We start from the raw sequence: 24,983 nt of genomic DNA on the forward strand, positions 1-24,983 counted from the left end.
GGATGAGCGCTGGTCACCGGACGAAGGAGACACCGGGAGCACCGCAGGAGGAGTCGAGGCGCAACGGCGCGCACGGGGAGCAGGCGCCTGCGCTGCGCGACGGCGAGGGTCAGGTCGCCGGAGGTCTCGAGCGCGCGTACCCTGGCGTCCAGTATCTCTACGAGATCAGCAAGCAGCTCACGCGCTTCGAGGGCGCCGAGCGGACCGTCCCGTCGGTCCTCGCGACCCTCGCGCGGGCGCTCCCCCTCCGCACCGCGCTCGTCCTCCTGGAGGTCCAGGGCCGCCCCGGGGTGAAGACCCTCGTCTGGGCCGCCGAAGGCGTCGGCGCCGATCGGCTCCAGGCAGCGACGTCCCATGCCACGACCTCGTACGCTTATCTCACCGGATCGGGGGCCGCACGGGACGTCGAGAGGCACGGCGCGCCGGCCGCGCCGAGCGCGCCTTCCGGACAGCCTGCCAGGGCCCCTCGGGCCGAGGCGGAGGAGCGCGGGAGCTTCCTCATCCTCCCCCTCGTCGTCGAGCGCCGGCCGATCTTCGGCGCTCTCCAGATCGAGGGCGCCGCCCCTCTGGAGGAGCCGGACCTCGTGTTCATGAACGCGGTGGCCAACCAGCTCGCGGTCGCGCTCGATCGCCAGGTGGTCGTCGACGCCAAGCAGGCGGCCGCGGAGGCGGCGCAAGAAGCGGCCCAGCGAAGGCAGGCCGAATCCGACGAGCAGCGGGCCCTCGCCGAGGCGCTGCGGCAGCGCTACGAGGCGCTGGTGGACAACCTCGCTCGAGCGTTCGTGTGGGAGGCCGACGCGCGTACATTCCAGGTCCTCTATGTGAGCGCGCGGGCCGAGGAGCTCCTCGGCTATCCGCGCGCGCGGTGGCTCGCGGAGCCCGACTTTTGGAGCCGCTGCGCCACCCCGGACGGTCGCGGCGCGCTCGAGCAGACGTTTCGAAGGACGCTGGCCCTCGAGGGGGACCAGCGCTGCGACCATCGCTGTCGAACGGCGGACGGCCGCGTGCTCTGGCTCCACACCGGCGTGCACCTGGTGAAGGACGGCGCCGGCGCGTCCCGGTTTCAAGGCGTCTCGATGGACGTCACCCCCGCGAAGGAGGCGGAGGCGAAGGTCCGTGAGCAGCTGGAGTTCACGCGCGCGGTGACCAGCAGCATCGGCGAGGGCGTGCTCGCGATCGATCGCGAAGGGCGGATCACCTTCTTCAACCCCGCCGCCGAGCGCTTGCTCGGCTGGACCCCCGAGGAGGTCGTGGGGCGGCCCGTCCAGCAGGTTGTCCGGATTCAACGCCCGGATGGGACGTTCATACCCGACGAAGAGCACCCCGCGCTGCGGGCGATCCGCACGGGCGAGCCGGTCCGGAGCGACGAGGACGCGTTTTCATGCCGGGACCGAGCGGCCTTCCACGTCAGCTGCACGTTCGCTCCCCTGAAGCGAGGAGGGCAGGTCTCGGGGGCGGTGCTCGTCTTCCGGGATATCATGGAGGTGAAACGCGCCGAGCAGGTGCAGCGAATGTTCGCGGAGGTCAGCGCGGTCCTCGCCTCCTCGCTCGACTACGCACAGACGATCGCCGCGGTGGCGCGGCTGTCGCTGCACGCCCTCGCCGACCTCTACTTCGTCGACCTGGTCGATGAGAACGGCCGAGTCGAGCGCCTCGAGCCGACTTCCGCGGATCCCGTGAAGCCATGGCTGACGGAGCGCATGGGGGATTACACCCCAAGGCCGGGCTGGGAGACCCCGCAGGCGAGGGTGCTGCGGACCGGCGCGCCGCTCCTCATCCCTGAGATCTCCGAGCCGGCCGTGGAGGCCACCGCCCACGACCCGAGCCATCGAGGATCCCTCCGCGCGAGAGGCTCGGGCGCGGTGATGGTGGTGCCGCTCATGGCTCGCGGGCGGATCCTCGGCGCGCTCACGTTCGTGGCGGCGGAGTCGAGCCGCCGCTACTCCGCTGCCGATCTGGCAGTGGCCGAGGAGGTGGCGCACCGGGCCGCCATGGCCGTGGAGAATGCGCGCCTGTACCAGCAGGCGCAGCACGGCATTCGCACGCGGGACGATTTCCTCGCCATCGTCTCTCACGACCTCAGGAACCCGTTGAGCTCCATCTTGACGGCCGCGGCTCTCCTCATGAAGACATTGCCGACCAGCGCGCAGGGAGCGCAAGATCGGAAGAGGGCCGAGATCATTCTCCTCGCTGCGCAGCGGATGCTCCGGCTCATCGGCGATCTGCTCGACGTCGCCGCCATCGAGGCCGGTCGGCTATCGATGGAGAAGCGGAGGCACGCGGCGGGCGCGCTCGTCCGCGACGCGATCGAGATGGAGCAGGCGCTGGCGACGCAGAAGCACCTGGTGCTAAAGAGCGAGGTTTGCGGCGGGGGCGGCTTCGAGGTGCTCTGTGATCGCGAGAGGGTCCTCCAGGTCTTCGCGAACCTGATCGGCAACGCCATCAAGTTCACGGGGGAGGGCGGGGTCATCACCGTCCGAGCGGAGCCGCGCGGCGAGGAGGCCCTCTTCGCCGTGGCGGACACAGGGGCGGGGATCCGCCCCGACGAGCTCCCTCACATCTTCAATCGTTTCTGGCAGGTGGCGGAGACCGCGCGGCTGGGGACCGGGCTGGGGCTCACCATCGCGAAGGGCTTCGTGGAGGCCCTCGGCGGGAGGATCTGGGCGGAGAGTCAGCACGGCGCTGGCGCCACGTTCTTCTTCACGCTCCCCCTCGTCCAGCCGGAGGGAGCCGCTGCCGGAGGGGGCCGCTAGACGAACGTCGTCCCGCGGCGCTACACGGATCTCCGCGCCCCCGCGACGCTCGGCCGCAGCAGCGAGCTCGGCGCCTCCTCCCGCAGCGAGCCCGACGTGCCCTCGCTGGCCGGAGCCGCCTCGGGCTCCTCGGGCGCCGGCTCCATGACGCGCGCGATCCACGAGAGCCCCTCCACGTTCTCCAGCGTGATCTTCGCCACCATCATGATCGGCACCGACAGCAGCGCCCCCGACGGCCCCCAGAGCCAGCCCCAGAACAGCATCCCGAGCAGCACCGCGAGCGGGGACAGCCCCAGCGTCCGCCCGAGGACCCGCGGCTCCAGGACGTTCCCCACCAGCAGGTTGATGAGCAGGTACCCGATCGCCACGACCGCCGCGGTCCCGGGCCCCTGGCTCGCCAGCGCGGCGAGCACGGCCGGGATCGTCGCCACCGCCGCGCCGATGTTCGGGATGAAGTGCAGGACGAACAGGCTCGACGCCAGGAGGAGCGCCAGATCCACGTCCAAGAGGACCAGCATCACGTAGGCGAGCACGGCGACGAGCAGGCTCGTCAGCGTCTTCACGAGCAGGTACTTCTTCACCTCGCGCACGATGCGATCGACGTGCTCGAGACCGCGGCCGGGGTCCGCGATGACCGCCCGGAGCTTCGCGCCGGCGCCCGCGAACTCGCAGAGCGCGAAGAAGACGACGAGGAGCACCACGCCCAGGTTCGACGCCGCGCTGGCGACCGTCACCGCGGCGCCGCCGAGCAGCGGCACCAGGGACGCCGTGTGCAGCGTCTTCGACAGGAACTCCGGGTTCACCGGCAACCCGCGCTCCGTGAGCGTCGCGGCGATCGCCACGGTGATCTCGGAGGCGCGCGCCAGGTAGGCCGGCACCTTCTCCTCCAGCTCCACCCCGGCGATGGTGACCACCGCCCCCACGAAGGCCAGGATCGCGAGGTCGACCACGAGCGCGGCCAGCGCCCCGACGGCCGGGGGGAGCCCCCGCCGCGTCACCCAGCTCGCGATCGGCGAGGAGATGGCCGCGAGCGCGATCCCGAACAGCACCGGTACGAGGAACGGCTCGGCGTAGCGCAACCCCACGATGACAACGACCGCCGCCGCCGCGACCATGATCATCTGAGCTCGACGAGACATCGTGAAGATCCCCATGCCTGACCTCGTTGCTGCCGGGATCCCGCGTCACGTCCATCCCAGAAAGTGATCACGGGGTTAATTCCAAGAAAAGCAAGGAATGTGCCACGCTCCGTCCCGCTGGTCCTCCGGCGCGCGGGCGCGCGTGGGATCGTCGCGTCCGCTGGATTCGCGAGCTCGCCGCGCGCGGCGCGGCGTTCGTTTCTCGCGCGGGATCGTGGAGGTGGGGCCAGCCTGCACGCGGCGGAGCGATCCGCCACGCGCGCCGATTCGATGCTGGGGGAGGGGAACAGGCTCAGGAGCGCCGCAAAGGGCAGTGGGGCGCGATGTCGCATGCGGCGCCGCGCCACGTCGGCCGCATCGGCGCGTCGGAGCGCTGCGCCAGAGCGAGCCGGCGCAGCGCTCCGCGCCCAGGTGGAGATCGCTTACCGCGCGGCCACCCGGCCGTCGCTCGTCGGCCCGCCGTTCAGCGGCACCGCGGCGTGCTGGGCGGCGTCGGTCTTCGGGGTCGTCCCCGTGACGTAGGCCTTGACCGCCTCGACCAGGAACCTGAGCCCGGCCGCGCCCTGGTTGTCCCAGTACTCGCCCTCGCGCGGGGTCACGTGGATGAGCGCGAGGTGGGGGTCGTCCTTGCCCTTCGGGAAGTAGACCTTGGCCTCTTCCGACCACAGCTCCTCGATCTTCGCCCGGCTCCTCACGATCGAAGCGCGACCCGAGAGCGACAGGAAGCGGCGCTCCTCCTGGAGCGTCACGTTCACCTCCGGATTCGACTCGATCTCGTCGATCTTGCCCGAGTCGATGCTCGTCATGAACCAGATGTCCCCGGTGCCGTCGTCGACCTTCATCAGCGCCATCGGACGCGCCCGCAGCGCGCCGTGGCTGGCCTGCGTGACGAGCATGGCATTCCGGAACTTCTTGAGGATCTCCAGCAGCTTCTCGCGTGATCCAGTTTCCATGGTGTCCTCCGTTGAGTCCCGCCGGTAGTTGCGAGATCTGGACCATGGCCGGCGCACCCGCGAGATCGCGCGATGAACGGCCCTGTTGTGCCGCACTCAGCGTGCGCTAGAGGCATTCCGCCACAGCCTTCGGCGGCCCTCGCGAGCGCGCCTCCGCCCTGCGCAGCGCAAGGAGGGCTGTCGCGCGGCGCTTGCGAGCTACCCAGCGCGGGTGAGCGCGAGCGCCGCGACGACGATCACGATCAGCGCGAGCGCGCCGATGACCACGAGCGCCACCTTGCCCCACGCGATCGGCGCCGTGCCCGTGACGCGGCTCGCGTCCTGGCCGTGCACGACGGCGCGGTAGCTGCGCCCCTTGTAGCGATAGGCGAGCACGTACGAGGGCAGCGCCACCCGGCGCGTCTCGAGCGCGCGCAGGAGCACCGCCACGTGCACGTTCCGGAAGGTGGACCCGGGGATCACGCCCTGCTGCAGCGCCTCCGCCGCGGCCGCGGCGATCCGCTCGCTGACGATCTTCCGCGCCGCCGAGCGCTGGGCGTCGAACTGCTCCAGCACCGCGTCCTCGGGGCCGAGCTGCTGCTGGGCCCGCTGCGCGACCGGCACCGCGTGGTCGAGCCGGAAGTGCGGCGCGAGCTCCCGGGCCTCGTCGAGCGACAGCCCGCGCGACGCGGACACGAGCAGGCTGCGGAACGGCAGCTGCGTCTGTCCGGCGTGCGGGGCCCAGGCGCTCCGCCGGGCGCCCGCGTTCGAGTCCGCCGTCCAGCTCACCACCGCGTCCGCGTTGACGAGCCAGCCCGCCCACCAGATCGGGCGCAGCCCCTCCACGGTCGCCGCCTGCGACAGGTCCGACGGCCGGAAGAAGCCGAGCGTCGACATCCACCGCCGCAGCGCCTGGTCGGCCTGCGCGGGAGGCACCCCGAACGGGAGCAGCCAGTCGGCCTGATCGACTGGATCGACCGGCTGCTCCAGCCGCGTGACCGCGCCGCAGAAGCGGCACTTCGGCGCCTGCGCCTCGGCCGAGTACGCCACCGCGGCGCCGCACTCGGTGCACCGCAGCACCTGCAGCGGCGGCGGGGCCGGGCCGCGGTCCTGCGGCGCGGCGAGGCCGCAGACGGCGCAGCGCAGGTCGCCCAGCTCCAGCGGGCCCTGGCAGCGCGCGCAGCACCGCGCGGCGGCCGGCGAGACGCCCACGCTCATGCTCATCGCGCCCCTCCGGGCCTGCTGCCACCGGGACGGGCGCGCTCGGCCGGCGCAGGCGCGGCGGCGGGGGCCGGAAGCCGCGCGACGCCGCGCCGCTCGGTCGGGTCGCGGTCGCGGTCGCGGGCCGCGGCCAGGACGAACGGCGCCGCGAGGAGCAGGATCGCGAGCAGCACGGCGAGGGCGATCTTCACCCAGGAGAGGGGCGCCTTGCCGTGGATGGCGCCGGTCTGGCCATTGATGAGGACCCGGAAGGGCGGCTTGCGCGGGTCGTGCCGGATCGCGAGCACCCAGAGGGGCACATAGATGAGCTCGAGCGTCTCCTGGTCGAGGCGCGTCTCGTGGGTGAGGCCGTGGTGGCTATCCCCGGGCATGAAGCCCGGCAGGTCGCGGCCGACCTTCTCGAGCGCCTCCCGCCGCGCGAGGGCGTAGCACTCTGCCTGCGTCATGGTCGGCTCCTCGGCGACCCAGCCGCTCAGCACCGCGGGCGTGTAGCGCCGCATCGTGCGGAGGTCGAACGGCTCGATCGCCTCGAGCTCGGCGTTCTGGACGGCGCGGGACGCCACGACGAGCACATCCATGACGTAGGTGGCGTGCTGGCCTTCGAGGTGCCGGTGCTCGGTCCTGGTGACGACGCGCGTGCGGGTGACGGTGTTCCCCTTGTCGTCGGTCGTCGTGTACGTCTCGGTCTCCTGGTAGTTCTCGCCGATCTGCGCCGCGTAGCGCGTCTGCGCCATCGCCGAGTACAGGTAAGCGGGCGTGTACACGCCGCGGATCGCGTCGATCGTGCCCTTCTTGACGCTCGACTGCACGAAGAGGCTCCGCTTCCCGAGCCACGCCGTGACGGCGCCCTGCGCGCTCTCCCTGGCCATGGAGAACCCGAGCACGAAGTGCGGCGACGGCCGGTCGTTCGAGGGCGGCCGCTCCACCACCGACGGCGACGCGCAGAAGGGGCACACCGCGGTCCGCTGGTCCGCTTCGACGCGCAGCGAGGCGCCGCAGGTCTCACATTCGAGTTGCACCGGCGCCCGAGAGAACCGCACCGGGGGGCTGGGCGTCAACAGGGAAGGGGCGGCGCGGCGCCGGCAGGGCCGCGCGCCGTCAGCAGGGGACGGGCGGCGGCCGGCTCCCGAGGTCGGCGGGAGATACGGAGTTGCTGGCGTCCTGCTGCGGTGCTTGCCGGAGCAGCGGAGAGAGCGAGCGCATCGCCCATTGCCGGACCGGGGCGTCCGCCCACCGCTGCGGCCGCGGGCCGACCTGCGCCGCGACCGCCGCGCGCGGCGCGCGCGCCCCGGCGCGCAGGCGCGGCGCAGGCCGAGGCTCGTCGAGGAAGCGCAGGAGATCGGGAGCGAGATCGGCCACCGCTTCCCGGTGCGGGTAGTGCCCCGCCTTGGCGAAGCGGCGCACCGCCACCCCCTCGAGGTAGCGGTCGATGTCCGACGCGTGGCGCACCGGGATCACGGGATCGCGCTCGCCCCAGTAGACGGCGACGGGCGGTATCTCCGGGATCCGGTGCGCGATGTCCATGAGGTGCTCGCGCTGGCCGCGCAGATCGATCGCGTGGCGGAGCGTGCGCGACAGCGCGCGGGCCGTGCCGGGCCGCGCGTTCACGCGGGCGAGGTGCCGGCGCTCTTCCGCGTTGAAGTTGCCGCCGAGCACCAGCATCCCCGCGTGGGTGCCGACGCCCATGAGCACCGGCGCGGCGAGCTCCAGCAGCCCGCTCACCGCGGCGAAGCGCAGCGGCAGCGCGACCTCGCTCCCGATGCCGCCCGCGGCGACCAGCCCGAGGCGGTGCACGCGCCCCGGCCGCTCGATCGCCACGCACATCGAAACGCTGCCGCCGAACGAGTGCCCGATCAGATCGAAATCGCTGAGCCCGAGGGCGCGGATCCATTCCGCGACCACGCCCGCGTACCAGGCGACCGTGTAGGGAGCGTCCGGACGGGCCGAGTGTCCGTGGCCGGGCAGGTCGAGCGCGACGACCCGGCGCCCGCCGGCCGCGAGCGCGGGCGCGAGCCGGTTCCAGGTCCTACAGCTATCGGACAGGCCGTGCACCAGGACCACGGTGCGCGTGTGCTTGCCGTCATTTCCAGGAGGGCTCCACTCTTCCCAGTGGACCTCGCCTGCTGAAAAGCTGCGAACATGGCTGCGACACCGGATCGACATGTTCTCCATCAAGAATTCGCACGAAGCGCCGCGTCTGTCCAGATTGCACGCCCCTCCTTCTCTTCGTCGTGGGCGGCTTCAGGCCCCCCGCGAAACCTGTTTCGCATTCGATGTGGGTCGAGCGACGCCAGCATGCGCCATGCTGGGACGCGGACCGGGCAACGCCTCTTGTCCTCTTGTCCATTGAATCCTTGGCGCCGGGGCGGTTTTCAACCGCTGAAGCCGCCGAATTCCGGCGGCATCGCCCCGCGCGCGGCGGCTCACTCCAGCAGGAAATAGTGCGCGTCGCGCTTGATATCGAAGTGAAAGTGATCCGCGTGCGCCTCGTTCGCGTTGGGCGTGAGCACCACGTTGAACAGCCCGCTCGTGTGGACGGCGCAGAGGATCTCCCGCAGCTCGAGGGCGTGGGCGCTCGGCTCCTTCGGCTCCGACCCGGGGCCGCACGGCGGCGCGCCGATGGCGCCGTGCCAGTCGGCCTTCACGTCGAGCCGCGCGCCGTCGGCCTTCACGAAGGCGGCCACGTCGATGGCGAGCCCGAGGGCGTGCTGGCTGGGCCGCCCGGGCGCCGGCGCCGGCGGCTTCGGGGCGATCGCGCCCTTCTTCGCCGCCTTGGTCGCGCCCTTCGAGGCCTTCTTGCCCGCCGGCTTCGCGGGCGCCTTCTGCGCCTTCTTCGGCTTCGGCGCGGCCGTGCCGGCGGGAGCGGGCCGGTGCATGCTGACGTGCACCACCTCGGCGATCCCGCGCGTCGCGAGGAAGGCGGCGAGATCGTCGAGCGCGAGGACCAGCCGGCAATCCGCGATGTCGAAGGGAGAGATCGACCGGGATCTCGCCACGCCGTCGCCGCGGAACGCGACCCCGTGCAGCGGGCCGGTGAGCCGGACCGGCCGGTCGACCAGCGGGGCGCCGCGCGCCGCCGGGGCGTGCGGGATCCGGCGGCGCTTCATCTCCCGGTCGCAGGCGTCGCTCGAGAGCCCGCCGTACGTGGCCGCGCGCGACGCCGCCGACCACACGGGCTTCTCGAACGGCGCGACGCCCGCGTCCCAGCCGCCGTCCAGGAGGCCAGCCGCGCCGTCGGCCGGCGCGCTGCCCACGGCCTCGCCGCCGTCCAGGAGGCCGGCCCCGCCGTCCGCGAGCGCCGTCGCCGCGCCGGCGGGCCCGGGCCCCGCCGCTGTCGGGCCCGCCGCCGGCGCTTCGGTCCGCTCCGCCGGGGCGCGGCGCAGCGAGGCGACGCCGAGCGGGGTGAGCAGCGCGGCGCCGCCGATCAGGGCCGCGCCGACGGCCAGCGCACGGCGGGAAGGGAGCGCGCTCATCCTTGGCGCAGCTTAGCCCGCCCCGGCCCGAGGGAGCACGCCTTGCCGTTCTGCGCGGAATTTGGTCGACTCCCGCGATGTCTCGCCCCCGCGCCGCGCTCCGTCGCCGCATTTTTCCCGTGGGAATCGCGCCGATCGCGCTGCTCGCGTCCTGCCAGGCGCCGGCGCCCGGCTCGCCCGTCATCGGCGGGCCTGCGCGGACCGCAGGGGCGGCGCAGGCCGCGCAGGCAGCGCCGACGCCGTCGCTCGTCACGGAGGCCGAGCGGACCGGCTTCCAGCGCACCGGCCGTTACGCCGAGGTCGAGCGGCTGTGCCCCGCCTTCGAGCAGGCCTATCCGGGCCGCGCGCGCTGCATCCGCTTCGGCACCACGCCCGAGGGCAGGCCCATGCTCGCGATCGCCGCCTCCGACGACGGCGCGCTCGACCCCGCCGCGGCGCGGGCGAAGCGGCGCCCGGTGATCCTGTTCCAGGGCGGCATCCACGCCGGCGAGATCGACGGCAAGGACGGCGGCTTCTGGGCGCTCCGCGAGCTGCTCGACGGCGCCATGGCGCCCGGCGCCCTCGCCGCGACCACGGCGCTCTTCGTGCCCGTGTTCAACGTCGACGGCCACGAGCGCTTCCGCCGAAACCAGCGGCCCAACCAGCGCGGCCCCGAGGAGATGGGCTTCCGCACCACCGGCCAGAACCTCAATTTGAACCGCGATTACATGAAGGCCGAGGCGCCCGAGATGCGGGCGATGCTGGCGCTCCTCGACGCCTGGGATCCCGTGGTCCAGGTCGACCTGCACGCGACCGACGGCGCGAAGTTCCAGCACGACGTCGCGGTCATCGTCGAGCCGTCGGCGCCGCACCCCGGCGGCCTCGACGCCGCGGCGCGCGAGCTCTCCGAGGCGCTCCAGGCGCGCCTCTCGGCGCTCGGTCACCTGCCGCTCCCGTTCTATCCGTCGTTCCGTGAGGACGACGACCCCGCGTCGGGGATCTCGGCCAAGCCGGGGCCGCCGCGCTACTCGCAGAGCTACGGCGCTGCCCGCAACCGCGTCGGCGTGCTCGTCGAGACGCACAGCTGGGCCACCCACGCCGCGCGCGTGCGGGCGGTCCACGACCTGCTCGCGGCGCTCTTCGAGCGCGCCGCCGCCGGCGCGGGCGCCCTCCGCGCGGCGGCCGATCGCGCGGACGCCGCCGCCGCGCGCCTCGCCGGCGCCCCCTTCGCCCTCACGCACCGCGCGGGGCCGGTCCCGCGCATCTTCCCGTTCCGCGGGTACGCCTACGAGAAGCGCGCCTCGGAGATCTCGGGCGGCACGTGGACCCGCTACGACGAGTCCCGCCCGGAGATCTGGCGCGTGCCGCTGTTCGACCGGATCGAGCCGGATCTGACCGTCACCGCGCCCGCCGCCGGCTACGTCGTCCCGGCGGCGCACGCGGCCTGGGTGGCCGACAAGCTGCGCCTGCACGGCGTGCGTTACGAGCGCCTGCCCGAGGCGCGCCCCGGCGTCGCCGTCGAGGCGTTCCGGGCCGACGCGGTGGCCTACGAGCCGTCCTTCGAGGGCCGGACGCCCGTCAAGCTGAAGGGCGCCTTCCGGCCGGAGCGACAGGATCTGCCGGCCGGCTCGCTCTTCGTACCCATCGCGCAGCCGCGGGCGCCCCTCGTCATGCACCTCCTCGAGCCGCTCGCGCCCGACTCGCTCGTGGCCTGGGGCTTCTTCAACGCCGCCTTCGAGCGCAAAGAGTACATGGAAGCCTACGTCGCCGAGGAGGAGGCTCGCCGCATGCTGGCCGCGGATCCGGCGCTGCGCGCCGAGTTCGAGGCGCGCCTGCGCGATCCCGCGTTCGCGAAGGACGCGAAGGCCCGGCTCGATTTCTTCTACCAGCGCCACCCGTCCTGGGACGAGCGCGTGAACCTCGTCCCGGTGTTCCGCGTCGCCGCCTCGCCCTGAGTCGCCTCTCCGCATATCGCCTGCGCTCCGGGATCCAGTCGAGTGTCCGTGCGTCCCGCGGATCTCACGACGCTCGATGGATTCCGGTCAATCCGCGGCGCCGGCGCCGCGCGAGGGCGCCCCGCGCAGGTTGCGCGGGGCGCGCCGCTATCGCATGCTCGTCATGACATGTCGGCTGGCCTGCGACAGCGCTGACCCGCGCGCGGGCGCCGACGGACGGCGACGCGATGTCGTCTGAAGATGAAAAGGGGGGCAAGCATGTTGCTGCGATGGGCGTTCGGCTTTTGCTTGGCGTTTCTCTTCGCCTTTCCGGCGCTGGCGCAGAGCGCGCGGATCGAGGCGTTCACCTATGCCGGCAGCGGATGTCCCAGCGGCTCCGCCGCGGGGGTGATCTCGCCGGATCAAAAGGCGTTGACGGTCATCTTCGACCAGTTCGAGGCGCACGCCGGCCCGGGCGCGGCGCGCGCCGCGAACCGCGCTTTCTGCCAGCTGGCCGTGGATCTTCGGTTCGATCCGGGATGGCAGGTGGCCATCTTCGACGCCACGTACCGCGGCTTTGCCGACCTGGAGCCGGGCGTCCAGGGGCTCCACGAGACATCGTATTATTTCTCGGGCTCGCCGCTCACCTCGGGGCCGCTCACATGGAGCATGATCGGGCCGTTCACGAACGACTTCTCGCGCACGGACGCGTTCGCGACCACGGTCTGGTCCGAGTGCGGCACGGTGCGGCCGCTCAACATCAAGACGAGCCTTTACGTCACGAACCGCCTGGCGCCGTCGCGCTCCGGGGTCCTCACGAACGACACCACCGACGTGCAGGTCCGGATCGACTATGCCCTCATGTATCGCCGCTGCCCCTGAGCTCCGCGGGGCGCCTCGCCGCGCGCGGCGCGATCGGCGATGACGGGCGCCGACGCCCTGGTGCGCCGGGGCGCCGGCCTGGTACGCTGACCCGATGACGTCCACCCTGCTGATCATCGCGCTCAGCGTCGTCCTGCCGCTCGGGATCACCGCGGCGGTCCTCTTCGGGGTCTGGAAGAAGGTCCTCGGTCCGCTCCGGGCCCAGCAGCGGGAGCAGCAGGAGCTGCTGCGAATCGGCGTGTCGTGCGCGGCGCGCGTGCTGCGGTACCAGGAGACCGGCATGAAGGTGTCGATGGGCGCCCAGGACTCCTACAGCCTCAAGCTGCTCCTCGAGGTGATGCCGCCGGGCATGCCGCCCTATCAGGTGGAGACGGTCGCCCTCGTGTCGGTGCTCGCGGCCCCTCGTATCCAGCCGGGGTGCATCGTCACGGTGCGCTATGACCCGGCCAATCCCCGCCGCGTCGCCATGGAGGCAGCGTACCCGCCCGGGCAGGGGCCGGCCGCCGCAGCCGCGCTCGGGGGCTATCCGCCGGTGGGGGCTCATGGGGCGCCCCCAGGGGCTCAGCCCGGCGCCTACGGCGCTCCCGCGGGTGCCTACGGCGCTGCCCCCGGCGCTTACGGCGCGCCTCCTGGAGCCCCGCCCGGCGCTTACGGCGCGCCTCCTGGAGCCCCGCCCGGCGCTTATGGCGCGCCTCCTGGAGCCCCGCCCGGCGCTTACGGCGCGCACGGCGCGATGCCCGGGACCCCGCCCGGCGCCTACGGCGCTGCCCCCGCGGCCTACGGCGCGCCGCCTGGGGCTCCACCCGGTCCGGCGGGCGCCTACGGCGCTCCCGCGGGCGCCTACGGCGCTCCCGCGGGCGCCTACGGCGCTCCCGCGGGCGCCTACGGCGCTCCCGCGGGCGCCTACGGCGCCTTCCCTGGAGCTCAGCCCGGCGCTTACGGCGCGCCTCCTGGGGCCCCGCCCGGCGCCTACGGCGCTCCCGCCGGTGCCTACGGCGCTCCCGCCGGTGCCTACGGCGCGCCGCAGGGCGCCCCCGGCCCCCATGGCGCTGGTCCCGACGGCGTCTCCGGCGGGCCGGCCGGTCCTTTCGGGCCCGGCGGCGGCCCGCGCGGCTCCTGAGCGACGCCCTTTCCGGGCTCCAGGCGCTGGCAGCGCCGCAGGGCGGCGCGCTCGCTCAGGCCACCACGCAGCCCGCCGACGATCCCTGCATCGGCACGATGGCCTTGAGCTCCCCGCTCTCCCCGAAGACGAGGAGCCGCGCCACGATCGCCTGCTGGACGGCGCCGCAGAGGGGCAGGAGCGCCAGCCGGAGCGCCGGCCCGCTGCCGCCGTCGAACTTGAGGGCGAGCAGCTGCTTCTCATCGCACTCCTCGAGGAGCTCCACGTCCGCCTCCAGGTGGATCGGCGCCCCCCGCGCGCACGCCTTCGCCTCGCCGAAGCTGTCGATCGTGCAAACGTTGGCTTCGAGCGAGAGCCGGACCCGAGACGACCCCTCACTGCCGATCGTCGCGATCTGGATCTGGTGAGTCGCGAGCCCCTTATGGAGCGCAATGGGTTCCACGAGATAGCCTGTTTCCAGCCGCAGATTCTTGATTTTCATCGCCCCCCCCGCCGCCCGGCCCTGCGTGCCGTGGCCACCGCCCGCCGCGGCGCCGCCGCAGCGCGCCTGCCTTCACGGGAAGCACCGGCTGTGCCGGCGCGCGCGCGCCCGGCGCGCACGCGCGTGGCTCCCGCCGGGCGCGCCCACGCCGCGCCCGGCGCCGCCGTGCGGCAGAGCGCCTCGGTCGCCGCGCGGCCGTCCCCGCTCGTCGATGCTCAGACGAGCCCGAACTTGTAGGTCTCCAGGATCCTGGCGAGGAGCGCCGCGTGCGCCGGATCCGCGAGGGAGCCGAGCCGGGTCACCGAGAGCTCCGCGCTGGCGCGCTCGAAGAGGGCGGCGCAGACGCGGCTCGGATCGTGGCGCGCGGCATAGGCGATGCCGTCGGGTCGCCTCGGATGATCGTGGATCGCGAGCGCCCACCGGTGCGCGGCCCCGTAGGATTCGCCGGAGGTCAAGCGGGCGTCGGCCCCGAGGCGCGCGAGCCCCTCTCCCGTGAGGTTCACGAGCCGCAGCGGGCGCCTCGGCGCGATGCGCGCGAGCCCGCGCGCGGCGAGCTCGCCTTGCTCCACGAAGCGCACCCCGGTCGCGTGGCCGAACACCTCGATGAACGAGCAATGCTCGTCCTTCCCGGCGTACAGCACCCCGAACTCGCCGGCCGGGGCGTCGAAGCGGTTGTCGCCCGAGCGGCCGAAGTACAGCGGATCGCGCGCGAGCCCATGGATCCGGAACCAGCACCGCCGGAAGATCGTGATGGGAAGCGGCCTCGTCGCGAAGTCGAAGGGCGGGTCCGGATGCGGCCCGATCGTCGTCGTCATGTCGGCTGCGCGGCGCGCTCTCAGGCCGCGCCTTGCTCGCCGAACGCGCGCGCGGCGAGCCGCACCGGATCCAGGTCGCCGCGGCGGAGCCTGTCGAGCGGCCGATCCCCGTCGAGGCGGTGGTTGCCGGAGAGGAAGAACCGGACCTTCGCCAGCGCGGGGTGGTCGTCGAGCAGGGCCAGGATCTCCTCCAGCCCCGGCAGCACCCCGTCGTCCGCGAACTGCCATGCAGGGAAGAGGTGCCCCCGACGGCCGGTGCTCACGGCCAGCAGCCTCCCGGCTGCGCGCCGCGCCTCGATGGCCTGCGGCGAGAGGTGGAGCGCCTCGCCGGCCTCCTCGGCGGTGAGCGTGCCCCCCTCGGCGGCGAGGAGCGCGTCCCTCGCCTGGAGGCCGCGGAGGCGGGCCGGCGTGAGCGGATCCGCAGCGGAGAAGAGGCCCACGGCGCTCGGCTGCGTGAGCGCCGTCACCAGGGCGTCCGCGTTGCTGGGCGACGCGACGACCTCGCCGAGCTCGCGCTGATCGAGCCGCTCGGCGATCTGGGTGAGCGCATCGATGCCGCGCGCCAGAAACGCGACCCGCAGCGGCTCACCGTCGAACTGGTGGAGTCGCTCTGCAATTTCCGCCAGCGCGCTGGAGTCCCGATCCTTGGCCATGACAGACGCAGGGGACGATGCAGCGCGCCCGCGGCATCGTCAACCAAGCGCACGCCGCCATCTTGCGATATTACGACCCCGCTGAACATAACGTCAGTGAAAGGTACATTCGTTGTGTCGCAGGTGTCTCTCTTCTTCGGTGTGCTCACCGGCTCCTGGGTTTGCCGGGGACGTCGGGAGGAGGTCAGAGCCCGACCTGCTTCCTCATGGCGCTGGTGATGGACTGCCGCACGGTCGGGAGCTCGGCCCACGGATCTGCGATGGTCGCGAGGCGCTGCGGAACGGCCTCGATGGTGAACGAGGCGGGATCGAGCGGCGCGTCGAGCTCGTCCCACGAGAGCGGCGTCGCCACCGCTGCGCCGGGGCGCGCGCGGGTCGAGTACGGCGCCACGGCGGTCGCGCCGCGCCCGTTCCGCAGGTAGTCGACGAAGACCTTGCCGGTGCGCTTGGCCTTCGAGAGCGTCGCGATGTACCGCGCCGGATCGAAGCGCACGAGCGCGTCGGCCACGGCCTTCGTGAACGGCTTCACCTCGTCCCAGCGCCTGCGCGCCTCGATCGGGACCACCACGTGGAGCCCTTTGCCGCCGGTCGTCTTGACGAAGCTCCGCAGCCCCAGCGTCTCCAGGAGGCGCCGCACGGTCTTCGCGGCCTCCGCCACGCGCTCCCAGGGGAGCTCCGGCGCCGGGTCGAGGTCGAAGACCATCATGTCCGGCTGCTCGATCCGGTCGACGCGGCTCCCCCAGATGTGCATCTCGAGCGCCCCCATCTGCACGAGCGACACCAGCCCTTCCGTGCTCTCGATGTAGAGATACGTTCGTTTTCCGTCGTCCTCTTCGACGAGCGTCCGCCGGATGGCCTCCGAGAGCCCCTCGGCCTCGTGCCTCTGAAAGAAGCACGGTTTGCCCTGGCCCGCGGGGCAGCGGACCAGCGTCAGCAGCCGCTTTGCGACATAGGGCAGCATGTGCTCGGCGACCTGCGCGTAATACCGGGCGAGAGCGAGCTTCGTGATCCCCTGCGCTGGATAGAGCACCTTGTCGGGGTTCGTCAGCCGCGTTCCCGCGATCTCGATCCTGTCGGCGCCGCCCCGGCCGCCGCGAGGCGCCTTGCCCGACGCCTCGATCGCCGCCGCCCCGGCCGCCTTGCCGGGCGTCGTGCCCGCGGCCCTGCGCGCGGCCGCGCTCACCGCCTTGCCGGCTGCCGCGCTCGCCCCCTTGGTCCTGGCCGCGGTTGCCGCCCTGCTCGACGCGCCGGCCGCCTTGCGGGGCGGCGGCGCCGGCGGGGGCTGCTCGCGCTCGACGATGACCGACTCCGGGGTGCGGTCCTCGCGGAGGCCCTCGAACGACGGGTGCCGCAGCCGCCCGTCGCGCGTCCAGGCGGAGAACTGGACCTCGGCGAGGAGCTTGGGCTCGACCCAGTGCACGCCGCGCATGCGCGGCGCCCCTGCGAACGCCGGCTTGGCGCGCTCGATCGACTCGAGACGGCTGCGCAGGGTCGTGAGCGTCTTGCTCGTGAAGCCCGTGCCGACCTTTCCGGCGTAGGCGAGCTTGCCTGATCTGTTCACGCCGACGAGGATGGCCCCGAGCCCCTGGCGGGCCCCGGACGGCTCGGTGAATCCGACGATCACGAACTCCTGGCGCTTGCCGCACTTCACCTTGAGCCAGCTGTTCCCGCGCCCGCTCCGGTAGGGAGCCTCCGGCCGCTTCGCGATGACGCCCTCGATCCCGAGCTTGCACGCGTGCTGGAACACGGCGGCGCCGTCCTCCTCGAGGTGCTCCGTGTAGCGCAGCGTCCCTTCCTCCGGCGCTTCCTCCAGCAGCGCCTTGAGCGCCCGTTTGCGGGTGACCTGCGCGCAGTCGCGGAGATCGCGGCCGTCCAGGTAGAGCAGGTCGAACACGAAGTACATGAGGCGCCCCTCGCGCCCATCATTTCCGTCGCTGAGCGCGTTCTGCAGGGCCTGGAAATCGGTCACGCCATCGGGCCCGACGATGACGATCTCGCCGTCCAGCACGGCTTCCCGGGCTGGCAATCGGGCGAGGTCGTCGCGCACGCTCGCGAACCGCTCGGTCCAGTCCTGGCCGCGGCGGGTGAGGAGCGTCACGCGGCCGCCGCGGAGCTGCGCGAGCATCCGGTAGCCGTCGAACTTGACCTCGTAGAGCCACCCTTCGCCCTGGGGAGGCCCGGTGACGAGCGTCGCGAGCTGGGGTTCGACCTCGTCCGGGAACGTCCCTCTCCGGGCGCCATCGAGCGCATCCGCGTAGGTCAGCGTCCGGCGCGGGGCCGCGGCGGCGCCGTCCGTTTGTCCCTTCGCGGCGGACGAGCGCAGGACGTCCACGTCCGTCGAGCTCGCGCCGCGTCTGCGGCGGGCTGTCGGGGGTAGGGGCCGCTCGTCCTGAGTCCGCCGCGCCGCGCTTCGCGCTTGTCTCTGTCCGACCATCGTCGCGCACCGCCTTTTTTTTTAGCGGCAAAGCAATTTCGATACCGGAATGCGATCTGCGCCCTGGCTCCTTATCTCGTCACGTGTCTGGCTGAGCTCGGCATACGCGCCCCAGAATGAGGCGAACTGCCACGCTCGCGGCTTCGCGACGTGCCTGGCGCGGGTTGCGCTCCTGGGCAGCGAGACACGCTGGGTCGCGGGATACACGAGGTCCCGGACAGCGATGTGTTTCCACGCTCGTCACGAGCCTGGATTGAACAGCTGCTCAGGGCTGCACGGACACTTCGGCTTGAGACAGGACGGACTTGAGGCTCGGCGAGGGAACGTCCCCATGCGTGCAGATGATCCGTGTCACGCCTGCCGTCATGGTCGCTCGGCTCGTCGTGCTGAATCGAGGGCGCGCGCCCAGCACGCGCGCTCCGCCCGTCACAGCGCGGGGGTCTCGCTCCAGTGGCGCACCAGATCGGGCACGGCCGTCTCCGCCATGCGGGTGAGATGTCGCACGTGATCCGGCTTCTGGGTGCCTGGATAGCCGCGCACGTGGAACGCGCCCCGGTGCGCCTCCGACAGCGGAACGAACCGGGGCTTCGCCTCGCCCGACGTCCCCGTCAGGTCGTAGACCGCCTGCGCATCGGCGCCGGCGCTCGGCGAGCGCTGCGCCCCCGTGAGCTTGAGGAGAGCGTCCGTGCTCTCGTGCGTGCCGGCGTAATCGCCCACCGGGGTGATCTCCGAATGCGTGATCGACATGAGCTTCTTGCCGGCGGCCGCCAGCTCGGCGAAGCGCCCGAACGGCTTGAGACGCTCCATGTCCAGGCTGTGGTCGATCGGCATGTACCCGGTATGGATGCCGTCCAGGAGAAGGACGGCGTCGACCTTGTCGGCGAACCCGGGCTGGTTCAGGAGCCCGCGAACCGCGCCGTACCCCGCGCTGAACGCCGAGAGCGCGACGCGCCTGAGCCGGGCGTCGCGCAACCCGCGCGCCTCGACCGCGGTCTGCGCCTTCGCGAGGAGCACCGGCAGGTAGGAGCGGATCGAGAACCGAGTCTCATACGCCGCCGAGCTGATGCCCATGTTGATGATCATCACGACCGCATTGAGCCCGGCCCGCTCGAACCCCGCCTGGACGACATCGTTGATCCCGTGGAAATGGACCACCAGGTCGTAAGCCCCATCCGCCGAGGAGAACGACGAGGGGATGGTGATGATCCCGTCGGGGATCGGGATCACCGCCGAGCGATCGAGCGTCGCGTCGGCACGAGCGTCGAGATCGATGATCGGCGCCGCCGCCTGCGCCTGGACCGGCGCCACCACCTTCGCCCGCGCCTCGACCCGCGCCGCCGCCCCGGTGGAGCGCAGGACAGCCGCCGCCGCCGCAGGCTGGATCGCCGAGCCCCCGCGGAGATCGACGCCCGCAGCCCCGAGCTGCAGCGAGACGAGCGCGCCCAGCACCGCCGCAAAGCCCAGGCCCGCCCCCGCGCTCAGCGCGATCAGGCGCGACATGGAACGCCGCACGGGCGCGGCCTCGACCGGAGCCGCCTCGGCGGGCGTCGCCTCGACCGGAGCCGCCGACTCGACCGGCATCGCCATGCCCGCAAGCGATGCCGGGGGACGGCGGAAAATTAAAGTGGGTTCATCCTCGTCGTGAAGCAGCTGGGCCTCCGCGCGGTGGGGCTCTGCGGGGAACATGCTCAGCCATGATGCGAGGCCTATGCCACGAAGGGCAAGCGCGAAATTCAGCAAGATAAGCCCGCGTTCACGCGCGTCAAGAAGGTGGACCTGGTCCGACGTCGTACCATGGAGATGGTCAGCCGAGTCCTCAGGCAATCACCTTACTTCGCGACCGAAGGCCTTTGCGTCTACCGCGCTTCGCGCGTACTCGAATTCGCGGCTTCACGGTGTGAACTGGCCATGAACGGACTGACGTCCACCCGTCTGGCGCCCGCGCGACGGGCCTCGCAAGCCGTTGGATCTCCAACGGGTCCGTTGCACGTCCATCGGTTGCACGTCCAACGGCCGGCGAGCGGTCGCGCGCGGCGCGGGCGACCGGCGGGCGAGCGGGCGCTGGGGCGCGCCGGCAACGCCGCGCCGCGCTCTGGAAATCTGGCGCGGCGAGGGGCGGGGAGAACGTGGGCCTTGACAGCGCGAGGCGCCTCTGGATCTCCTTTCCCCTCCTCCCACCCGCACGGCCCACTATGACCAACTTCCCCCACGTCTACGAAGACAACACCCAGAGCATCGGCCGCACGCCGCTCGTTCGCATCCGCCGGGTAACCGACGGCGGCGGCGCCACCGTGCTGGCGAAGATCGAGGGGCGGAACCCGGCGTACTCGGTCAAGTGCCGCATCGGCGCGGCCATGGTCTGGGAGGCCGAGAAGCGGGGCGCGCTCGGCCCCGGCAAGGCGATCGTCGAGGCGACCAGCGGCAACACCGGCATCGCGCTGGCCTTCGCCGCCGCCTCGCGCGGCCTCGAGTGCGTGCTGACGATGCCCGAGACGATGAGCATGGAGCGGCGCAAGGTGCTCGTGGCCCTCGGGGCCAAGCTCCTCCTGACGCCGGGCTCCCAGGGGATGAACGGCGCCATCGCCAAGGCCGAGGCCCTGGCCGCCTCGGACCCCGGCCGCTACGTGCTGATGCGGCAGTTCGAGAACCCGGCGAACCCCGCCATCCACGAGACCACGACCGGCCCCGAGATCTGGGACGACACCGGCGGCAACGTCGATGTCCTCGTCTCGGGCGTGGGCACCGGCGGCACGCTGACCGGCGTCAGCCGCTACTTCGAGCGCGTCCGCGGCCGCGCGCTCCACTCGGTGGCCGTGGAGCCGGTCCACTCGCCGGTCATCGCGCAGACGCTCGCCGGTCAGCCGCTCACCCCGTCGCCCCACAAGATCCAGGGCATCGGCGCCGGCTTCGTCCCCAAGAACCTCGACCTCTCCTTCGTGGATCAGGTCGAGGCGGTCTCCAACGACGAGTCGATCGCCATGTCGCGGCGCCTGGCGCGCGAGGAGGGCATCCTGTGCGGCGTCTCCTGCGGCGCCGCGATGGTCGCGGCGAGCCGGCTCGCGCGGGATCCGAAGTGGGAAGGCAAGACCATCGTGGCCATCCTGCCGGACGCCGGCGAGCGTTACCTCTCCGGGCCCCTCTTCGAAGGGATGTTCGCGGAGGTCGAGGCGATGAAGGCCTCGTGAGGTCGACGTGAGCAAGGAATGTGACGCTGCCTCTGCCCAGACGTCGGGCGACCTGCACGGCATCGTCGATGCGCTGATCTCGAGCTACCGCGAAGATCCGCGCGGGCATCACATCAACAAGCGCTTCACCCCGTCGCGCCAGGAGATCACGGAGATCATCGATCTCCTGCTCCAGATCTTCTACCCGGGCTACCACGGGCGGCAGGACCTGTCGGACGAGGACCTGCTCTACCACGTGGGCACGCTGGTCTCGACGCTGCGGGACAAGCTGGAGCGGCAGATCGAGCGCTGCCTCTGCTTCCAGGACGAGGCGGTGGACGCGAGGCGCCTCGACGTCCCGAAGTGCCGGCAGCGGGGGCGCGACGTGGCGCGCGCGTTCGTGAGCCGGCTGCCGGACGTCCGGCGGCGCCTCCTGCTCGACGTGCAGGCGGCCTACGACGGCGACCCGGCGGCGGCCTCGATGGACGAGATCATCCTGGCCTATCCGGGCCTGCTCGCCGTGACGGTGCACCGGGTCGCGCACGAGCTGTACCTGCTCGGCGTGCCGCTCATGCCCCGGATCATGAGCGAGTGGGCGCACACGCGGACGGGCGCCGACATCCACCCGGGCGCCAACATCGGCGACAGCTTCTTCATCGATCACGCGACCGGCGTCGTCATCGGCGAGACCACCGACATCGGCGCGCACGTCAAGCTCTACCAGGGCGTGACGCTCGGCGCCCTGTCCTTGCCCCAGCACTCGCGGGGCGCGCGCGGCCTGAAGCGCCACCCCACGGTGGAGGACGACGTCACCATCTACGCGAACGCCACCGTGCTCGGCGGAAAGACGGTGCTGGGGCAGGGGAGCGTGGTGGGCGGCTCGGTGTTCCTGACGAAGAGCGTCGCCGGCGGCCAGCGCGTGGCGATCGAGGCGCCGAGGCTGCGCGTCGCCTCGCCGTCCCAGGGCTCGCCCGCCGTCGGCGGAACCGAGCTGGATTCGAGCATCCTCGACTTCGACATCTAGCGCCGCGGCGCGGCCCCGTCGCTCCAGCATGCCGACGGTCCATCAGGACCGCGCCGTGCCCCTTCGTCGCGCGCGTCACCGCACGCCCCACGAGACGTGGCCCGGGCCGGACCGCCGACCCCCTCACCCTCACCCAGCGCGATTCGACATGAACGTCAGCTCGCACCTGGATGCGCAGGCGTCCTTCGCATGCAGCTCTCCCAGACGCCGCTCCAGCGCCCGGATCGTGGTCCCCAGGCCGGGATGCATTGCCTCGGGGAGCAGATCACACAGCGGCGTCAAGGCAAAAAAGCGCTCATGCAGCCTCGGGTGGGGCACGATCAGGGCGGGCTCGGAGATGAGCTCTTCGCCATACAACAACAGATCCAGATCGAGCGTCCTTGGTGCGTTGCGGAACGGGCGCTCCCTGCCATTGCGAGCCTCGATTCCGAGCAGCTCCGACAGCAGCTCGCCCGGCTCCAGCAATGTCTCGAACGCGACCGCCGCGTTCAGATAGTCCGGCGAGCCGGCGCTGTCCACGGCGACGGTCCGGTAGATCGGGCTGAACCTGAAGTTCTCGCTGCCTCTCAACGCCAGCAGGTGCTTCTCTGCATCCAGCAGGTACCCGTACGTGTCGCCGAGATTGCTTCCGATGGCGACAGCCGCCGTTATCCCCTTGCGCCGCAAGACTTACTCCCTCTGCTCCGACCCGAGCCGCCGTTCTGCCGTGCGCCTACCGTTCCGGACGTCACATGTCACCATCAGGTCAGCAGGACCCCGCCGTCCACCGTGACGATGTGCCCTGTCACGTAGTCCGCCAGTACGAGATACCGCACGGCATCGGCGACATCCGCGCAAGATCCTATCCGTCCCAGAGGAATCTTCGCAAGAGCCATGCGCTGCTCGACCTCATTCAAGGCGTTCTGTTTCTCCGGCCACATCACGGTTCCAGGGGCAACGCCGTTTACACGAATTTCGGGGGCCAACTCGAGCGCCAACGCCTCCGTCAGGCTGACGAGCCCTGCCTTCGCGGCGCAATAGATCGGATACCCCTTGAGAGGCCTCTTGGCATTAACGTCCACGAGATTGACGATACAGCCTCTCGACTCACGCAGCCAAGGCAGAGCCGCCTGCGCCATGAAGAACGGGACCTTCAAGTTGACGTCGACCAAGTCGTCCCACTCTCGCTCGGTAGCCGTCTCGACGCGGGTCGGATAGTACGTCGAGGCGTTGTTCACCAGCACATCCAGGCGCCCCCAGTCGCGGACGGTGGAGCTCACGACGCTCGATATGCTGGAGCGGTCATCCAGCTTGGCACAAATCAGGCTCGCCGAGCCCCCGCGCGCCGAATTGAGCTCCCCGACGAGCTGCTCGGCTTCGGAACGCGAGGAGTGATAGTGCACAGCGATGTTGAAGCCTTCTGCATGCAGCACCCTCGCGATGACCGCTCCCACCCTGCGCGCCGCGCCTGTGATCAGCGCGACCTTGCCCGTGCGCTGCGGCACCGAATCTCCGATACCCATCATGCTTCTCCACGATAGCCAATCGACATGCTTCAGCTCGGCGCCGTCACGAGCGACGTCGCCTGAGTGCGCTCACGGATTATGGTCTCGTTGATCCGAACTCGCCCCAGGAATGACCTCCGACGCGCCTCGTCGTTGATCCTGCTCGCGATGTCGAGGACCGTATCGAAAGCCGTCCCGAGCCAGCGCGCTGCCTGCTCCAGGTCCCCGAGCCTCGTCTGTACGACGTGGTGATTATAGTAGATCTCCTGAGCCCGGAGGGCCGGCAACCATCCCATGCCCGTCAGCATCTCGACAGCGGCCTCGCTGGACCGGATCGCCTGCGCGTCGTCCCCTCGAGCCAGGAACAGCTGGCCAAGCAACGAGAGGGAGAGGATTTGACTCCGATAGATACCGGTCCGATGGCACTCCTCGATGTTCTCACGTAAGAGCTCTTCGGCGAGTAGAAGATCCCGTTCGTTCTTGGTCGTCGCGCGCAGCATCAGAAATTCCGCGTGGTAGTTCCGTACGAGAGTGATCAACGGAAGGCTGCGCATCGCATTGCTCTCGCGCAAACCGGAGATCAGGTGCTCGTGCGCGGCGTCGATCTTGCCCCATTCGAGGTACAGCTTCCCCAGGAGCGCCCGGTTGTTCGCGTTCCAAGCGTGTGGCACGCCGCCTCGGTCGAAGCGCTCGATCGCGCTGACGAGCACCGACTCCGCCGACTCAAACTCTCCGAGCGCGACGTAGACCTGGGCAAGGTAATTGCAGGCCACGGCGATATCGCCCCTCAGCCCGAGGCTCACGCTCGCTCGATGAGCTCGAGATAGGTAATCGATGGACGTCTCGTAGTAGCCCATGTCGAATTCGCAGATCCCTCGGATGGCATGGATCGTGGCAACGTGGCGCTGGGACTCCATAGACATGGCACCCTGGGGCGCGCACCGGCTCACAATATCGAACGCCGCTCGAGCCAGCTCGGCTCCGCGTCGCAGGTCGACCTTCATGGTCTTGTGCCCAAGCTCAGCCGTGGCGAGCGCCAGGACGAGCGGCGCACAGCCCGTCTGAGCCAGGGCGAGCGCTTCCCCCATCGCTTGGATGGCATCGAGCGCTGACTTCGTGCGTGAGAGCCAGTTGCCCTTTAAGACCTTCACCTTCACGAGTGTATCGAGGCGATCCGCTCGTGCCGGCAGGGCGTCCGTCCACGCGAACAAGTCGCCCTGCGTGTATTTCCCGTCGAGGATGGGCGCCGAGCCTCCATCCAGCATATCGTGCGCCAGCAGAAGCAGGTAGATGAACTCGAGGCGACCGTCGGCGGTCGATGTATCTGGTTGCCCCATCTCGCACAGCGCTCGATCGCAAGAGTCCACACAGCCATCGAGGTCGAACCTATGGAGCGCATTACGGGCCTGCGCGTACAATTCGTCGAGTCGCATAGGATCTCACAGGTACGAGGTTGAACAACCTCCGGCGCACGACACGCTACAACGTACTGTTG

Annotated in this window: 20 protein-coding genes; 6 read left to right on the forward strand and 14 right to left on the reverse strand. The window is 71.4% G+C overall.

All coding sequences use genetic code 11. The features are described 5' to 3' along the window. Window positions 1–2: 2 nt before the first annotated feature. Entirely contained in the window at window positions 3–2,753 is a 2,751-nt protein-coding gene (locus WMF20_RS20255; RefSeq protein ID WP_437615986.1) for an ATP-binding protein, read from the forward strand. Between the two features lie 20 nt (window positions 2,754–2,773). Here the strand turns inward: WMF20_RS20255 and WMF20_RS20260 are convergent, their stop codons facing one another. From WMF20_RS20260 to WMF20_RS20285, 6 genes are all read right to left on the reverse strand, one after another. After that, the gene (locus WMF20_RS20260; protein ID WP_437615988.1) at window positions 2,774–3,892 is read right to left on the reverse strand and encodes an AI-2E family transporter; all 1,119 of its coding nucleotides are present in this window, start codon (window positions 3,890–3,892) and stop codon (window positions 2,774–2,776) included. Window positions 3,893–4,314: 422 nt separating this feature from the next. Then, the gene (locus WMF20_RS20265; RefSeq protein ID WP_437615990.1) at window positions 4,315–4,845 is read right to left on the reverse strand and encodes a pyridoxamine 5'-phosphate oxidase family protein; all 531 of its coding nucleotides are present in this window, start codon (window positions 4,843–4,845) and stop codon (window positions 4,315–4,317) included. 198 nt (window positions 4,846–5,043) lie between these two features. Beyond that, entirely contained in the window at window positions 5,044–6,048 is a 1,005-nt protein-coding gene (locus WMF20_RS20270; protein WP_437615992.1) for a zinc ribbon domain-containing protein, read from the reverse strand. Continuing rightward, the gene (locus WMF20_RS20275) at window positions 6,045–7,103 is read right to left on the reverse strand and encodes a hypothetical protein (protein WP_437615994.1); all 1,059 of its coding nucleotides are present in this window, start codon (window positions 7,101–7,103) and stop codon (window positions 6,045–6,047) included. The genes WMF20_RS20270 and WMF20_RS20275 overlap by 4 nt, the downstream gene beginning before the upstream one ends. A gap of 40 nt (window positions 7,104–7,143) precedes the next feature. Then, window positions 7,144–8,208 (reverse strand): alpha/beta fold hydrolase, encoded by a 1,065-nt coding sequence (locus tag WMF20_RS20280; protein ID WP_437615996.1) that lies wholly within the window; start codon window positions 8,206–8,208, stop codon window positions 7,144–7,146. A 260-nt stretch (window positions 8,209–8,468) separates the two neighbouring features. After that, complete coding sequence (locus WMF20_RS20285) at window positions 8,469–9,518, reverse strand: extensin family protein (RefSeq protein WP_437615997.1); 1,050 nt, start codon at window positions 9,516–9,518, stop codon at window positions 8,469–8,471. A 77-nt stretch (window positions 9,519–9,595) separates the two neighbouring features. Between WMF20_RS20285 and WMF20_RS20290 the strand changes: the two genes are divergently transcribed. The 3 genes from WMF20_RS20290 to WMF20_RS20300 all read left to right on the forward strand — a co-directional run bounded on the left by WMF20_RS20290 (window position 9,596) and on the right by WMF20_RS20300 (window position 13,433). After that, complete coding sequence (locus WMF20_RS20290) at window positions 9,596–11,452, forward strand: M14 family zinc carboxypeptidase (protein ID WP_437615999.1); 1,857 nt, start codon at window positions 9,596–9,598, stop codon at window positions 11,450–11,452. Between the two features lie 258 nt (window positions 11,453–11,710). Next, a complete protein-coding gene (locus tag WMF20_RS20295; protein ID WP_129575950.1) occupies window positions 11,711–12,313 on the forward strand; it encodes a DUF4360 domain-containing protein in 603 nt (200 codons plus the stop codon). A gap of 94 nt (window positions 12,314–12,407) precedes the next feature. Then, the gene (locus WMF20_RS20300; RefSeq protein ID WP_437616001.1) at window positions 12,408–13,433 is read left to right on the forward strand and encodes a hypothetical protein; all 1,026 of its coding nucleotides are present in this window, start codon (window positions 12,408–12,410) and stop codon (window positions 13,431–13,433) included. Window positions 13,434–13,488: 55 nt separating this feature from the next. Here the strand turns inward: WMF20_RS20300 and WMF20_RS20305 are convergent, their stop codons facing one another. From WMF20_RS20305 to WMF20_RS20325, 5 genes are all read right to left on the reverse strand, one after another. Further along, on the reverse strand, window positions 13,489–13,875 hold the full coding sequence (locus WMF20_RS20305) for a hypothetical protein (protein ID WP_437616003.1): 387 nt from the start codon (window positions 13,873–13,875) through the stop codon (window positions 13,489–13,491). A 254-nt stretch (window positions 13,876–14,129) separates the two neighbouring features. Next, entirely contained in the window at window positions 14,130–14,729 is a 600-nt protein-coding gene (locus tag WMF20_RS20310; RefSeq protein WP_437616005.1) for an RES family NAD+ phosphorylase, read from the reverse strand. Window positions 14,730–14,749: 20 nt separating this feature from the next. Next, window positions 14,750–15,382 (reverse strand): hypothetical protein, encoded by a 633-nt coding sequence (locus WMF20_RS20315; RefSeq protein WP_437616007.1) that lies wholly within the window; start codon window positions 15,380–15,382, stop codon window positions 14,750–14,752. A 184-nt stretch (window positions 15,383–15,566) separates the two neighbouring features. Beyond that, window positions 15,567–17,714, reverse strand: a complete 2,148-nt coding sequence (ligD, locus tag WMF20_RS20320; protein WP_437616009.1) for a DNA ligase D — start codon at window positions 17,712–17,714, stop codon at window positions 15,567–15,569. Window positions 17,715–18,242: 528 nt separating this feature from the next. Next, entirely contained in the window at window positions 18,243–19,556 is a 1,314-nt protein-coding gene (locus tag WMF20_RS20325) for a hypothetical protein (protein ID WP_437616011.1), read from the reverse strand. A 452-nt stretch (window positions 19,557–20,008) separates the two neighbouring features. Between WMF20_RS20325 and cysK the strand changes: the two genes are divergently transcribed. Both cysK and WMF20_RS20335 read left to right on the forward strand, forming a co-directional pair. Next, the gene (cysK, locus tag WMF20_RS20330) at window positions 20,009–21,001 is read left to right on the forward strand and encodes a cysteine synthase A (protein WP_437616013.1); all 993 of its coding nucleotides are present in this window, start codon (window positions 20,009–20,011) and stop codon (window positions 20,999–21,001) included. A gap of 7 nt (window positions 21,002–21,008) precedes the next feature. Beyond that, a complete protein-coding gene (locus WMF20_RS20335; protein WP_437616015.1) occupies window positions 21,009–22,004 on the forward strand; it encodes a serine O-acetyltransferase in 996 nt (331 codons plus the stop codon). Between the two features lie 129 nt (window positions 22,005–22,133). On the opposite strand, the gene folK is transcribed toward WMF20_RS20335, so the two are convergent. The 3 genes from folK to WMF20_RS20350 all read right to left on the reverse strand — a co-directional run bounded on the left by folK (window position 22,134) and on the right by WMF20_RS20350 (window position 24,921). Continuing rightward, window positions 22,134–22,670 (reverse strand): 2-amino-4-hydroxy-6-hydroxymethyldihydropteridine diphosphokinase, encoded by a 537-nt coding sequence (gene folK / locus WMF20_RS20340; protein ID WP_437616017.1) that lies wholly within the window; start codon window positions 22,668–22,670, stop codon window positions 22,134–22,136. Between the two features lie 74 nt (window positions 22,671–22,744). Continuing rightward, window positions 22,745–23,509 carry a pteridine reductase gene (locus WMF20_RS20345; protein ID WP_207217916.1) on the reverse strand — a complete coding sequence of 255 codons (765 nt, stop codon included), beginning with the start codon at window positions 23,507–23,509 and terminating at the stop codon, window positions 22,745–22,747. A gap of 29 nt (window positions 23,510–23,538) precedes the next feature. Continuing rightward, a complete protein-coding gene (locus WMF20_RS20350) occupies window positions 23,539–24,921 on the reverse strand; it encodes a tetratricopeptide repeat protein (RefSeq protein WP_129575958.1) in 1,383 nt (460 codons plus the stop codon). Between the last annotated feature and the right edge of the window lie 62 nt (window positions 24,922–24,983).

It is taken from the genome of Sorangium sp. So ce834 (assembly GCF_051521425.1).
In the GTDB taxonomy this organism is placed as follows: Bacteria; Myxococcota_A; Polyangia; order Polyangiales; family Polyangiaceae; genus Sorangium; species Sorangium cellulosum_D.